Origin of the sequence: Shimia aestuarii (genome assembly GCF_900114635.1) — a bacterium.
In the GTDB taxonomy this organism is placed as follows: domain Bacteria; phylum Pseudomonadota; class Alphaproteobacteria; order Rhodobacterales; family Rhodobacteraceae; genus Shimia; species Shimia aestuarii.
This window is the reverse complement of sequence record NZ_FOTQ01000001.1, coordinates 1,321,747-1,335,641: the sequence shown is the minus strand read 5'-3', so window position 1 is coordinate 1,335,641 and position 13,895 is coordinate 1,321,747. Positions and strand designations below refer to the sequence as shown.

The window sequence follows — 13,895 nt, the reverse complement described above, 5'->3', positions numbered from 1 at the left end:
GCGCGGCCTCCCGGTCTACAAAGCTCCTGCAGACGCAGGAGACACCCCATGACCGCCCCCATCTATGCTGTCGGAGACATTCACGGACACCTCGACAAGCTTGACGCGGCGCTTGAGCGGATCACGCGAGACGGCGGTGCGGATGCCAAGGTGGTGTTCCTAGGCGATCTCGTGGACCGTGGCCCCGACAGCCGGGGTGTGATCGACCGGCTTATGACCGGAGTCCAAGAGGGCCGGGACTGGACCGTCCTGCGTGGCAACCATGACCGGATGATGTCCTACTGGCTCTCCGAGGACATCAAGCCTGATCCCCAGCTTCTGCTTGGCTATCACTGGCTCGACGACCGAATCGGCGGGCTGGATACCCTCGCGTCCTACGGCGTGACCGTGCCGGACGGCGCGCGCTACTACCAGGTCCATCCCGAGGCACAGCAGGCCGTTCCAACGGCCCACCGCGATTTCCTCGACGGGTTGCCCTACCACCATCTCCATGGCGATTTGCTCTTCGTGCATGCAGGGGTCCGCCCCGGCCTGGCTTTGGCGGACCAGTCCAATGACGATCTGTGCTGGATTCGCCGCGAGTTCCTCGATTATTCCGACCCGCACCCGTGGCTTGTCGTGCATGGCCACACACACCGCCCGGCACCGGAGCATCGCGGCAACCGTGTCAATCTCGACAGCGGAGCAGGCCATGGCCGCGCCCTGACGGCTGCGGTGTTCGAAGGCCGCGATTGCTGGGTGCTGGACGAAGACGGGCGCCGGGTGCTGCAGCCCTGAGGCGACGGGGCCAACCCTTACGCAAAGGTAAAGGCCGCTGCGGTAACACACGCCGATTTCGGGCGCGACTCACATCAATACCGACGCAATACCGACGTGTTACCGACGCGATACCGATCACCAAACCCTTGTAAAACAGGGCCATTAACCATTTGCTGTTGCGTAAGCCCGGATCAGGCCCACAAATCGGTGCTGAGATATTTCAATCCACTGTCGCAGATCACGATCCCGACCACACCGCCACGCTCCGGTCCGGCCAGCAAATCCAGCGCCGCCGCCGCATTGGCCCCGGCTGAAAACCCGCCAAAAATACCTTCCTCCCGCGCCAGGGCCCGCGCCGTTTCCCGCGCGGCCTCCCCGGTGACAGACAGGTAGCCATCCACCTGACAGCCCTGAAGGAATTCCAGATCGGCCATCGCATAGCCACCGCCTTGAATCGGATGATCCGGACGTGTCACCACACCCCCGGCAAGAGCCTCGGCGCCCTCGGGTTCCACGACATAGCCGCGCAGGCCCGGGTTGCAATCCTTCAGCGCGCGGATGGTCCCGGCAAAGGTACCCCCAGACCCGGCGAAATCCACAAAGGCGGTCAGGCTGCCATCACTATCGGCCCACATCTCCGGCCCCGTGGTCTCAAAATGCGCCCGCGCATTCCCGGCGTGATGAAACTGATCCGCCCTAAAGGCCTGTCGTTTTTCAACAATTTCCCGCGTTACCCGATCCACCTCGGCAAGATCGCCGCCTGAAACCTGCCCCGGCACCGAACCCGGCAGCTGGTCCACCAACACCACCTCGGCCCCCAAAGCCGCCATCATCCGCGCCCGCTCAACCGAATTCCCTCGGCTCATCACCGCCACGAACGGATAGCCCTTCAGCCCGCAGACAATCGCCAACCCGGTCCCCATATTGCCGCTGGTCAGCTCGACCACCGTCTGCCCGGGACGCAACGCGCCACTGGCTTCCGCCATCTCGATAATGCCCTTGGCGGCCCTGTCTTTCTTGGAAAATCCGGGGTTCAGGTAATCCAGCTTGGCAAGCATACGCCCCTCCAGCCCCCGCGCCTGCACCAGCCGGTCCAGCCACACCGAAGGCGTCCCGCCAATCACGTCCATAAGGGAATTCGCGGCCATGCCCTCTTCCTTTTGCCCAAAATATCCTGGGGTGAATGGGCCAGCGGCCCAGAGGGGCAACGCCCCTTACCGCCAGTTCAATACCACTTTCCCAGAAGTTCCTGACTTCATTGCCAAAAATCCATCGCGAAACTCATCCACACCAAATTGGTGCGTGATCACGCGGCTCACATCAAGCCCGTTCTGCAACATGGCGATCATCTTGTACCAGGTCTCGAACATCTCGCGCCCATAGACGCCCTTGATCGTGATCGCCTTGAACACGATCCGGCTCCAGTCCACCGGCGACTTGCCTGGCGGTATTCCCAAAAGCGCGATCTTGCCCCCCATCACCAGCGCCTCGACCATCTGGTCCAGCGCCGCCTGGCTGCCGGACATCTCGAGCCCCACGTCAAAGCCCTGTTTCATCTTCAATTCGGCAATCACGTCCTGCAAATCTTCGCGCGCCACATCCACCGTGCGCACTGTCGGCACCACATGTTCAGCAAGTTTTAACCTGTCCGGATTAATATCCGTGATCACCACGTTACGCGCCCCTGCATGACGCGCCACCGCAGCCGCCATGATCCCGATCGGTCCGGCGCCAGTGATCAGCACGTCTTCGCCCAATAAATCAAAGCTCAAAGCCGTGTGCACGGCATTGCCCAACGGGTCGAGAATGGCCCCGATCTCATCCGGAATATCGTCCGGCAAAGGGACCACATTGAATGCTGGCAGGCGCAGATATTGTGCAAACGCGCCCTGTTCATTCACCCCGATCCCGCGCGTGCCCGGATCAAGGTGGAACTTCCCTGCGCGGCTCTGGCGGCTTTCCGTGCCGATCAGATGTCCTTCGCCCGACACCCGCTGACCGATCTCCAGCCCAGTCACATCCCGACCCAGTTCAACGATTTCACCAGCAAACTCATGCCCGGTGATCAGCGGCACCGGCACCGTATGTGCGGCCCACTCATCCCAATTCCAGATATGGATATCCGTGCCACAGATCCCGGTCTTGTTTACTCGGATTAGAACGTCATCCGGTCCGATCTCGGGCACGGGCGCCTGCACCATCCAAAGGCCTTCGCGCGGTTCGGATTTTTCCAGTGCTTTCATTGTGTTGGGCCGGGTCATTGGATCACCCCCAGGTCGCGCCCGACCTTGCCAAATGCGGCCAGAGCCCGATCCAGTTCGTCTTTTGTCAGGGCCGCGTTCATTTGCGTACGAATGCGCGCCTGGCCGCGCGGCACCACCGGGAAAAAGAACCCGCTCACATAGACGCCTTCCTCGAACAGACGTGCGGCCATGTCCTGCGCCAACTGCGCCTCGCCCAGCATCACGGGAATGATCGGGTGCTCGCCCGGCAGAATGTCAAATCCCAGCTTTTCAAGACCCGCACGCCAATAGGCGGCGTTTTCGAACAACCGTGCGCGCATGTCGGCGCCTTCTTCGACCAGTCGGATCGCCTCGATCCCGGCGGCCACGATGCTGGGCGGCAGCGAGTTGGAAAACAGATAGGGCCGCGCGCGCTGCCGCAAGAGATCAATCACTGGCTGCGGCCCCGCGATATAACCGCCGATGGCCCCCCCAAGTGCTTTGCCCAGCGTCCCCGTGAGGATGTCCACATCCACCCCAAAATGATCCGGCGTGCCCGCCCCGTTCGGCCCCATGAACCCGGTCGCGTGACAATCATCCACCATCACCAGCGCCTCGTATTCGCGCGCCAAACGGGTGATCTCGGGCAGGTTGGCAAGGTAGCCATCCATCGAGAAAACGCCATCCGTGGCAATCATGATATGCCGCGCGCCTTCTTCGCGGGCATGTTTCAGCATCGCCTCGAGATCGGCCATATCGTTATTCATGTAGCGATACCGTTTCGCCTTGCAGAGCCGCACCCCGTCAATGATCGACGCGTGGTTGAGACTGTCGGAAATGATGGCATCCTCGGGGCCCAGCAGCGGTTCGAACAGGCCCCCATTGGCATCGAAACAGGCAGCAAAAAGGATGGCGTCATCCTTGTTCAGGAACGCCGCCAGCTTTTGCTCCAACTCTCGGTGGATATCTTGCGTTCCGCAAATGAATCGCACCGACGCCATACCGAAACCGCGTGGCTCCATCGCATCCTGCGCCGCCTTGATGAGCGCGGGGTGATCGGCCAGCCCGAGATAGTTGTTGGCACACAGATTGATGACCTCGCGTTCCCCCACCATGATCTCGCCGCCCTGGGGCGAGGTGATCATGCGTTCACGCTTCATGAGCCCCTCGGCCTCAATGGTGTTCAGCGTTTCGCGAATGTGGGTCAGGAATGCTTCGGACATTGGTTCCTCCATGATTCTGGAAGGCAATCTATCATAGCGGATGCGCCTCCGAAATAGAAGAATTTCACTATTTAGGAAAAAATCCAAAATAACGGAATCAGGCGACGCAACGCATCGCCCGCCAAACTTGAGTGCAAAAAAGAAGAGGGGACTCAGGCGTCCCGTACCACCAGGAACACGCGTGCTGGGCCGCCGACCGCGCGGATGCAGTGCGTCACGTCTGCGGCGTAGCGGGCCGTATCTCCGGCGCCAAGCCGTTGTGTCGCCTCGCCAGAGGTGATGTCCACGCAGCCGTCGATCACGCTCAACTGTTCACGGGCACCGCGCGTGTGGGGGTTGCTGTCCAACTCACCGTCAGGGGCAAAATGGATGTCGTAGATCTCGTGCTTCCCGGCATCTTCGGGAGGCGACAGGATACGGATCGAGCAACCTTCGCCGCGATTCTCGATCGTCGGCACCTGTCCGTCCCGCAGCACTTCGATCCGGTCCGCCGTTGTGCTTTCCTCCAGCAGCCCGGCGAAATCCACCTGCAGCGCCTTGGTCAGGTTCCACAGCGTCGCGATGGTCGGACTCGATTCGCCCCTTTCGATCTGGCTCACCATCGAACGGGACACGCCCGACAGTTTGGCGACCGCATCAAGCGACAATCCCTGTTGGCGCCGGGCCTCTTTCAGACGGCTCGGCAGCAGGCCGAGGATATGGGAATCGTTGGACATTCTTCCTTCCTGCCCATGACGCGGCGTCGCTGTCAATGCACGCTGCGTCGCAGCGACCATTCGCGCCTTAACAGCAATGGACCAAATCAGTAGGGTACGCGTGCTTGAGAGTAACTATCACCACAAAGGACATCCATATGTCGGATATCGTAATTCTGGGCGGCGCCCGTACCGCCATCGGCACTTTTGGCGGCGCGCTTGCCAACACCACCCCCATTGAACTGGCCAAGATCGCCTCGGAAGCCGCCATGCAGCGCGCCGGTGTCGAGCCGGGCCAGATCGGCAATGTCGTGTTCGGCCACGTCATCAACACCGATCCCCGTGACGCCTACCTGTCGCGCGCGGCAGCAATCGAAGCTGGTGTGACCAACACGACCCCGGCGATGAACGTGAACCGTCTTTGCGGTTCGGGCGCACAGGCGATCGCCTCTGCCACGCAATCGCTGATGCTGGGCGACGCCGATTTCGCCCTGGCGGGCGGCGCCGAAAGCATGAGCCGCGCCCCATATATCGTTCCCTCCCAGCGCTTTGGGGCCAAGATGGGTGACGTCAAGACGCTCGACATGATGCTCGGCGCGCTGACCTGCCCGTTCGGCACCGGCCATATGGGTGTGACCGCCGAAAACGTCGCGGATGAGCACGACGTCACTCGGGAAGACATGGACGCCTTTGCCGTGACCAGCCAGGAACGTGCGCTGGCCGCCATCGAGGCGGGCTATTTCAAGGACCAGATCGTGCCGGTTCCGGTCAAGGTCAAGCGCGACATGGTCGATTTCGTCACCGACGAGCACCCCAAGGCATCGACCATGGAGTCGCTGGCCAAGCTGCGCCCGGTCTTCCGCAAGGACGGTCGTGTGACCGCAGGCAACGCTTCGGGCATCAATGACGGCGCCGCTGCTGTCGTCCTTGCCCGCGCCGATGCTGCCGAAAAAGCGGGCCTGACGCCGAAATTCCGCGTTCTGGGCTATGCGCTGGCAGGTGTCCGCCCCGAAGTGATGGGCATCGGCCCGATCCCGGCGGTTGAGAACCTGATGGCGCGCACCGGCCTGTCGATTGCCGATTTCGACGTGATCGAGTCCAACGAAGCCTTCGCTGCGCAGGCCATTGCCGTGAACAAGGGCCTCGGCCTCGACACCGCCAAGGTCAACCCGAACGGCGGCGCCATTGCGCTGGGCCACCCGGTTGGTGCCACCGGCGCGATCATCACCGTCAAGGCGATGTATGAACTCGAGCGTATCGGCGGCTCCAAGGCGCTGATCACCATGTGCATCGGCGGCGGTCAGGGCATCGCGCTTGCGATCGAGCGCATCTGATAACATGGCCCGGCGCACAATGCGCCGGGCCTTTTTCTATCTCATTCGCGCCCGTGAAACCTGAAAGTGGTTCGCTGCGAAGGGGCGTGGTAGGCGTCCGGGCACCCTTGGTACCGACGTAATACCGACACGATACCGACGTTTTACCGACGCGGTGATTTCGGGACTATTCCAACCAGATTTCCACCCGGTCGGACCGCCCCAGCGCATCAATCACAGTGATGGTCGAGGCCCCGCTTTCCGACAATGGAAGCTGGATATCGCGCCGCCGCACACCCGTCGCCAAGGGCGCCCCATTGGCCAGCACTGAAAACGGTTCTTGACCATTCTTGACCTTAATCGTCAGCCCTGCACCGGTTTTTGACAAACGCGCGCCATTGGGCGGAAAGGCCAGCTTCACGGCATCCTCCGCCGCCGAAAACACCGCGTTCCGACTCCGAAATTTCCGTAAAGGTTCAGGGAGTTGTGCGTTTCCAAGCAGGATGGTTTCAGGCGGCGGAGGCCCCAGCGGCTCCAGCGTTGGTTTCAGCCTTTGGAACATATCAAACAGCACTGGTGCGGCCACCTTGGCGCCGAAGGCGCCGGGAACGGGCGTGCCGTCGGGGCGTCCGATCCAAACCCCGGCCACATGACGCCCGTCATACCCGATCGCCCAGGTATCCCGGTGACCATAGCTTGTGCCGGTTTTGTAGGCGAGCCGGTTGTGCGGGGCTCCGGGGGGCGGCACGATGCCCGACAGGATATGCCCAAGATGCCAGGCCGCTGACCGGCTTATAACTCGCTGACCGGAAAGGGGTTTTTCACCTAAACGCCAAGTCAGTACCCGCGTGATGCCGCCGTTGGCCTGCATCGCGAACAGCTGCACCAACTCTTCCAATGATACGCCGACCCCCCCAAGCGCCATCGCCAATCCTGGCTTTGCTCCCGGAAGTTGCGGATCCAATCCGGCTTTGCGCATCGCGGCCATCAGGTTGGCGGGACCGAGTTCATCCATGAGCAAGATGACAGGGATATTCAGCGAATTTCGCAGAGCTTCTGAAACCTTCAACTCTCCCCGAAAAGTCCCGTCGAAGTTCTGTGGCGCGTATTTGCCAAACCGAACCGGGCGGTCGTTGATCATGGTCTCGGGATGGATCAAACCCTGGTCGAACGCCAGTCCATAAACCAGCGGCTTGAGCGTTGATCCGGGCGATCGGCGCGCGCGGGTCATGTCCACGAAACCCTGTCGATGATCGTTCTGCCCATAGCGGGCCGATCCGACCGATGCGAGAATTTCGCCCGTTTCGTGGTCGGCCACCACCATCGCAATCGAAAGGCGTTCTCCCAAGCCAAGAAGCGCATTCTTTGCAAGGGTTTCAAGAGACAGCTGCAGGGGTTTGGCTATGCTGAGGTGATGAACCCGTGCGTCGCTTTGAGTTTGTGCAGCACGGTCGGAAAGATGGGCCGCAACTGTCGGAAAATCGTGTCGCGAAGCAGGAATAGGTTCGCTCTGAGCCGCTTGAAGATCTCCTTGTGAAAGCACACCAGCGCGAGTCGCGCGCTTCAGAACCCGCGTCCGCGCGGTCTGTGCGGCGCGGCTGTGTCGATCGGGGCGCCTTGCGTTGGGGTTTTGTGGCAAGGCAACCAGAAGCGCGGCCTGTGCAGGCGTGAGGCGCGAAGGTTCCTTGTTGAACCATGCCAATGAAGCCGCACGAATGCCCTCGATATTCCCGCCAAAAGGCGCATGCGTGAGATAAAGAGCAAGGATGTCATCCTTGGACAGTCTCTGTTCCAACGCGAGTGCCACACGAATCTGGCGCAGTTTCCCTGGCCATCTACCTGTACCTGAGTCCTCCATCAGGCGTGCGACCTGCATGGTCAGCGTGGAGCCGCCTGACACGATACGCCCACTAATCAGACCGTGCCACGCCGCCCGCAACGCGGCGCGCGGGTCGACGCCGGAATGCTGAAAGAACCGTTTGTCTTCATAGGTGATCAGCATCCGCAGATAGGTTTGGTCTACCTGTTCCGGACGCGCGCCCAGGCGCCAGATACCGCCATCAACCGTATAGGCGCGCAGCAGATCGCCATGCCTGTCGCGAACCTCAACAGAAGTGTCTGCGAGAAGCGGAGGCAGGTCGGTTTCGTGTACCCACTGGTCAAACCCATCCCGCAGACCTGCTCCCAAAAGAAGCAGGCCCACAAGAACAATGGGTAGAGACCGGCGCATCACTCCTGAACGGTCAACTGGCCGGCGGCGGTGCGGGCGCGGTATTGGGGACGGTACATGTCTTCGACTGAAGCTGCCGGGTGATGGAAGGTGCCGGGTGACACTGCGCGCACGATATAGGCCAGTTGGAACGCGTTGTCCGACCGCCAGTCAACCGCCGCAAGGAAGCGATCCGAGCGGAACTCGCTATGTTCGGCATACGCCGGATCGAGCCAGTCGAGTTCCCGTACATCACCGCTGGACAGAAGGTTTGGATTGTCGATTTCAAACCCGGCCGGCAACGGGTCGTTGACCATCAATCGCGCACCGCCCTTTTCAAACGGATCCACTGTCAGCACAACAACAAAGCGATCCCCCGACCTGACATTGCTCGGGTCCATCGGGGTGCCGTCTGTTGCAAAATACTGGCGGTCAAGCGTGTAGCCATAACCGCCTTTTTCCACCGGGTAACTCGGCACTCCGAGCGTGGTCAGGGTAATGTCCGTGCTCGTGTCGCCATCGTTTCGGATTTGCATCGGGCTGGACAGCATATCCTGTTCCAGCGCACGCAGCAGTGGGCCCTCGATTGGCGCGCCGTTAAGGCTCAGGCTGTTCAGGCTGTCGTCGTCGATCAACGCATGTGCCGCCATCAGGGACCAAACCGATTCCTGTGTCGACAGGGTTCGTCCCGGCGCCGACACGCGGCTGGCAAGCGCCCCCCGATCAAGGGCGGTGCTACCGGATTCCACGGCCAGTGTCAGGACTCCTGCTGCATCACGCAGGCGCGTACCATAGTCCGCCCGCCAAAGCTGTGACGGGGTTTCGGACCAGAGCTGTTCAACCTGTCGCGCCGCCTGACGGAACATGTGATCGGCGCGCGTCTGATCGCCATAATAGGCAAGTGCCGCACCAAGCTGGGCGGCCGCCAGAGGGGTTGAAAAGGCCTCGGCCTTTACATCCGCATAGTAGCGCAGATCTCCCATCGCGGCCGCACCCTCACGCGCCAGAACCAGAAGCGCATAGGCAATGTCTTCCCCGCCTTCATCAAAATCGGGCGCATAGTTGATACGGTTGCGCAGGTTGTCCAGCGCCTGGCGGAAGGCAAGATCGGGCACGTTGTACCCCTTACCACGCGCCCGCGAGAGGAAATCGCTGACATAGGCGTCAAGCCAGAAATCCCCGCTTTCCGCCCGCCAAAGCCCAAAGGCGCCGTTACTTGCCTGACGGGTCAGAACGCGCTCAACCGACTGGTCGATCCGTTCCTGCACCTTGTCGCGACTTGCCAGACCCAGCGCGCTTGTCACCGTGTCGAAGTAGAGCAAGGGCAAGGCGCGCGAGGTGACCTGTTCTGTGCAGCCATACGGATAACGGTCCAATGCCTGCAACAGCCCCGGCGCGTCAAACCGCGCCAGCGCCCCCGAAGAGATCACGGCAGAGCCGGTGCCAGGTCGCAGGTTGGCGAACAGGTTGGCATCCACGGTCATCGTGTCGCCCGCCGCCAACTCAATACGCTGAGTGCTGCTGACCTCGGGGTCATTGGCCCGGACGGGCATGACAAGAGATTTGACCAAATGCTTGCCGTCTGGCGTGGTCAATGCCACGCGAATGCTGTGATCGCCCACGTCCAGCGCCGTGACCGGGATGCTTAGGCGCTCTGTTGCCTGATCGGCAACAGAGATACCCGAAGGAATGCTTGCTGCATCCAGAGCAATACCTTCGGCAACCACATCCAGACCCATGCGCCCTGTTGGACCCTCGGCATGTACGATTTCGAGCAAAAGCCGGCTGGTGTCGCCAGGGGCAAGGAATCGCGGCAGGCTGGCTGTGACAACGACCGGGTTGCGCACGAGCACGTCCGCTTCGGCCTGACCGACTGCAGTCGGACTCCAGGCAACCGCCATCAGGCGCACCGTGCCGTTGAACTCGGGAAGGTCAAACGAGACGGTTGCCTTCCCGTCGGCGCTGACCTCGACCGGGCCAGCGAAATAGGCCACGAGTTCTTCGGTTGGCGGTGGCGAGTCGAATTGTGTGCCCGAAGTGGCATCGCCCCCGGATCGCAAGGCGCCCATGTTGCCGTTCATGCCATCAATCAGGCGGCCATAGATGTCGCGCACTTCCATGCCCAGTCGACGCTGGCCAAAATAGTGCCCCGACGGGTCCGGGCTTTGAAAGCCGGTCAGGTTGAGGATACCAAGGTCAACCGCCGCAAGCGTGACATAGGCTGTTTCTCCGGGGCGGATTCCCGCGACGCTGATACCGACATCCAAAGGTCCGTTCGGTGCGGTTTTCTCGGGTGCCTCCAGCGTGACCGCAAGCTGTTTTGCGCCGGGGTCGATCTTGGCATAGCTCAGTCCCAGCGCGCGCGCCGGATTCTGCCCGGCAGGAACGTCGGCGGCGCGGATCACCGACGCCGTCACATAAGCCCCGGCCCCCCATTCATCGGTGACATCCAGCGGGATCAGGTTTTCCCCTTCGCTCACCTCAACGGCTTTCATCGCGATCAGGCGGTTGGACATGACGGTCACAAGCGCTGTTCCGGCAAAACGGGGCACCACGCGCAAGGTTGCCGTTTCTCCGCTGCGATAACCCGGTTTGTCGAGTGAAAGCTCAAGCGTGTCCGGCGTGTCCGAGGCATCAGCTGGTGCATACCAGCCCGCGTAGAAATCGGTGGAACTGGCCACGAAATCGCCATCGAGCTGTTCAACCACGATTTCGTAGTGGCCCCACTCGACCGGTGCGCTGACGTCGATCGGCTGCCCGGTCATTGCCACCTCGCCGCCCGCCACGCGGGTGCGCGTCGTCGTCGGTTCCCACTCCCAGCTGCCATAGAGTTGATACCACTGGTAGGTGGTGCGCACGCGATTTACGCTCCAGCGCAGTTTCATCGACTGTTGCGACAGGTCCGCGCCCAGAGCGACAAGCCTGAAACCAGCCTCGGTGCCTTCGGCCACGATATTGTCTTCAAACGCGGGCTTAATTCCGATCATGGGGCCGGTGGGGGCCACGGCATGCGAAATCTTCCGCTCTACAGGTCGTCCCGAACCTTCCATGACGCGCACGGTAATATCAGCCTTAAGCGGGCGGCCGTTGGCTTCGACAGTCGGGAAGGGCAGGAACACTTCTGCTGTTCCATCCGCGCCGGTTTCGTCCCCGCCGAAATACTCGGTGCGCCGGTCAAAGCGTTCGTCATGGCGGCCAAAGTGATAGCCCTTGAATCCTTCCACCTCGTCGCGTGCGCTCAGGGTCAGGTTGCCTTCGATCGCCAGCCCCGCGCCGGGCGCACCAAACAGGTAGCGCGCCTCAACCGAGAGGGGGGCCGGGTCTTCCATGTCCAGCGGTGCATCGGGCAAGGTCAGTTCAAAGTCGATCCGTTCGGGCAAGAAGTCTTCGACCAGCACCTTTGTCGCTGCCAAAGGGGCCGCGTCGAGATCGGATTTGAACGCGATCTTCCAAGAGCCGCGCGGGACAGTTGACCCGGTCGGCATGGCAAAGACATGCCCACCTGCGGAGTCTTGTGTCGAAACATGACGCGCATACTCCACGCCATCGGGTCGCGTGAGGATTGCGGTCAGAGGCAATCCGGGCAGGGCCTCGGCCACATCGCCACGAACGAGCGCGGTGGCGTGGATCGTTTCACCGGCCCGATAAGCGCCACGGTCGGTTGCGACAAATACATCGACAGGGGGTGCGGGTGGTCGGCCTTCGACTCCTCGATCGGAGAGGTCGAAAGCGGGATCGGTCAGCGATAGGAACGACATGTCGTCACCGTCTTCCAGCAGCACCAATGCAGGCGCAGCCCCATCCGTACCGCGCGTCAAACCGGCCTCGAACTGCGCATAACCGTTTTCATCGGTCGTGACGTTGCCCAAGACCCGGTTGGCGCGGGACAGGAGCGTGACGCTTGCACCGCTGCGCGCCTCGGCCCGAGCAAGTCCACGCACAAAGACATGCAGCCCATCCGCCCCGCTGAGCGTCGTGACACCCAGGTCAGACAGCACGAACCATTGTGTGCTTGAGGTCTCGTCATAGGTGTCCGCGCCGGGCAGATCAGCCGTCAGCGCGTAAACACCCGGCGGCAGGTCCGCGATGGCCTCGCCCACAGGCAGGCGTGTTGTCATCGTCTGGTTCAGGGTGTTCTGAACCTGTCCGGTTCCGGTCCAGACGGTTTCAGCGACATCGCGGCTGAAATCCTCGATCTGCCAGTAGGACAGCGGCTTGCCGAAATAGCTGTCCTGAATGGTGCGCAACAGGTTGCGGTCACTGACCCGTTGCAAAGTAAGATCCACCTTGTCCAGATTCACAGTTTCAATCGGCAAACCGGCGTCTGCACTTCGGGGCAAGACATAAGCGCGCCCCGGAAAGGCCACGCGTGGGCTGCGGTCGCGCACATAGACCGAAAGGTCGATATCCTTGATCAACGCCTCGCCGCTTTCCGCAGGAAGCCCCTCGCGGAAAGTGAAAGTGTAACGTTGTCCATGTTCGACACCGCTCAGGCAGATTTTGCGGTCGCTGGCCTGAACCGCGATCCGCTGATCCGGGCGCTTGACGTAGTCGGCATAGTCGATCCCCGACTTGGCCAGCGCCTCATTGAATTCGGCACAAATGCGCGGGTCTTCCGGGTCACTTTCGACGCTGTGTTCGGTGATGCGGAACCCGTATTTTCCGATGGCGGTCTCCAACAAGCTCACGACATCGTCGCGCGGCTGGATCGACTCGGCCAGACGGAGCGTGCGCAGCATGGATTGTCCACGTTTGCGTTCTTCGAGGAGCGTCGCCATCTGGACCAGGATGCTCACACGCGATGCGTCGGAGGATGCGCGCAGATATGCGTTGATTGACGCCGACAGGGCGCGCGCGCGGTACTTGCGTGTCGTCGAGCTGTTCGCGCCGTTGGCAACGTTGTTCAGTCGCGCATAATCCATCCACAGGTCAGCCGCATCGGATTTGCTGACCGCGCCGCCCATCCAGCGCATTGCACTTTCCGTATTGCCTTCCTGTTCCCGAGCCCGGGCCGTTTGCACCATTTCCTGAATGTCCCAAGGACCGGCTGCATGAATGCGACCAATGTTCAGCGCAAGGTCGGCGGCCTGCGCCAGGTCAGAGGAATTGAGGAACCCGAGCTCTTTTGCGCGGGTTTCGGCGCGCAATTTGAGACCGGCATCGGCTTCGTAAACTGTTGCTGAAATGGCCCCTTCATAGGGCTGCCTGTCATTGATGGCGCTTTTGGGAAAACAGGCGTTCGAGCGAGAATTGAATGTGAAAGCAACGCATCGCGTATCGGAAAGACAGGCCTGAACGCAGGCGTCATAGGTCGTGTCGAACAGGTTTTCGAGATCCGATCCAAAAAAATCGACATCGCGGCTGACCACCACCCGCCGGTCGGGTACAAAGCTTTGCTGTGCGTGCGCAGTTTGAACGATGAACAGGCTTGTCAGTGCCGCAATGAGCCAACGCATGAATATCTCCCTTGTCGA

The 13,895-nt window shown here is 61.3% G+C and carries 8 protein-coding genes; 2 read left to right on the top strand and 6 right to left on the bottom strand.

What is annotated here, in order from left to right; genetic code table 11:
* Positions 1–48 precede the first annotated feature (48 nt).
* Positions 49–777, top strand: coding sequence for a metallophosphoesterase family protein (locus tag BMZ35_RS06565; protein WP_093091991.1), 729 nt, complete (start codon positions 49–51; stop codon positions 775–777).
* 173 nt (positions 778–950) lie between these two features.
* On the opposite strand, the gene BMZ35_RS06560 is transcribed toward BMZ35_RS06565, so the two are convergent.
* From BMZ35_RS06560 to BMZ35_RS06545, 4 genes are all read right to left on the bottom strand, one after another.
* Positions 951–1,907 carry a PLP-dependent cysteine synthase family protein gene (locus BMZ35_RS06560; RefSeq protein WP_093091989.1) on the bottom strand — a complete coding sequence of 319 codons (957 nt, stop codon included), beginning with the start codon at positions 1,905–1,907 and terminating at the stop codon, positions 951–953.
* Positions 1,908–1,973: 66 nt separating this feature from the next.
* Complete coding sequence (gene tdh, locus BMZ35_RS06555) at positions 1,974–3,002, bottom strand: L-threonine 3-dehydrogenase (RefSeq protein WP_093092647.1); 1,029 nt, start codon at positions 3,000–3,002, stop codon at positions 1,974–1,976.
* 14 nt (positions 3,003–3,016) lie between these two features.
* Positions 3,017–4,204 carry a glycine C-acetyltransferase gene (locus tag BMZ35_RS06550; RefSeq protein ID WP_093091987.1) on the bottom strand — a complete coding sequence of 396 codons (1,188 nt, stop codon included), beginning with the start codon at positions 4,202–4,204 and terminating at the stop codon, positions 3,017–3,019.
* 152 nt (positions 4,205–4,356) lie between these two features.
* Positions 4,357–4,920 (bottom strand): helix-turn-helix domain-containing protein, encoded by a 564-nt coding sequence (locus BMZ35_RS06545; protein WP_093091985.1) that lies wholly within the window; start codon positions 4,918–4,920, stop codon positions 4,357–4,359.
* A gap of 137 nt (positions 4,921–5,057) precedes the next feature.
* Here BMZ35_RS06545 and BMZ35_RS06540 point away from each other — a divergent pair, with 137 nt between their 5' ends.
* Positions 5,058–6,233 (top strand): acetyl-CoA C-acyltransferase family protein, encoded by a 1,176-nt coding sequence (locus BMZ35_RS06540; protein WP_093091983.1) that lies wholly within the window; start codon positions 5,058–5,060, stop codon positions 6,231–6,233.
* Between the two features lie 166 nt (positions 6,234–6,399).
* Here the strand turns inward: BMZ35_RS06540 and pbpC are convergent, their stop codons facing one another.
* Together pbpC and BMZ35_RS06530 are read right to left on the bottom strand one after the other, a co-directional pair.
* On the bottom strand, positions 6,400–8,442 hold the full coding sequence (pbpC, locus tag BMZ35_RS06535; RefSeq protein WP_093091981.1) for a penicillin-binding protein 1C: 2,043 nt from the start codon (positions 8,440–8,442) through the stop codon (positions 6,400–6,402).
* Positions 8,442–13,877: an alpha-2-macroglobulin family protein gene (locus BMZ35_RS06530; RefSeq protein ID WP_093091980.1), complete on the bottom strand. Its 5,436-nt coding sequence runs from the start codon at positions 13,875–13,877 to the stop codon at positions 8,442–8,444. The genes pbpC and BMZ35_RS06530 overlap by 1 nt, the downstream gene beginning before the upstream one ends.
* Between the last annotated feature and the right edge of the window lie 18 nt (positions 13,878–13,895).

Excerpts from the sequence above, each read along its gene's own strand:
- BMZ35_RS06565 (WP_093091991.1), top strand. The coding sequence starts at position 49 with ATGACCGCCCCCATCTATGCTGTCGGAGACATTCACGGACACCTCGAC.
- BMZ35_RS06560 (WP_093091989.1), bottom strand. The coding sequence starts at position 1,907 with ATGGCCGCGAATTCCCTTATGGACGTGATTGGCGGGACGCCTTCGGTG.
- tdh (WP_093092647.1), bottom strand. The coding sequence starts at position 3,002 with ATGAAAGCACTGGAAAAATCCGAACCGCGCGAAGGCCTTTGGATGGTG.
- BMZ35_RS06550 (WP_093091987.1), bottom strand. The coding sequence starts at position 4,204 with ATGTCCGAAGCATTCCTGACCCACATTCGCGAAACGCTGAACACCATT.
- BMZ35_RS06545 (WP_093091985.1), bottom strand. The coding sequence starts at position 4,920 with ATGTCCAACGATTCCCATATCCTCGGCCTGCTGCCGAGCCGTCTGAAA.
- BMZ35_RS06540 (WP_093091983.1), top strand. The coding sequence starts at position 5,058 with ATGTCGGATATCGTAATTCTGGGCGGCGCCCGTACCGCCATCGGCACT.
- pbpC (WP_093091981.1), bottom strand. The coding sequence starts at position 8,442 with ATGCGCCGGTCTCTACCCATTGTTCTTGTGGGCCTGCTTCTTTTGGGA.
- BMZ35_RS06530 (WP_093091980.1), bottom strand. The coding sequence starts at position 13,877 with ATGCGTTGGCTCATTGCGGCACTGACAAGCCTGTTCATCGTTCAAACT.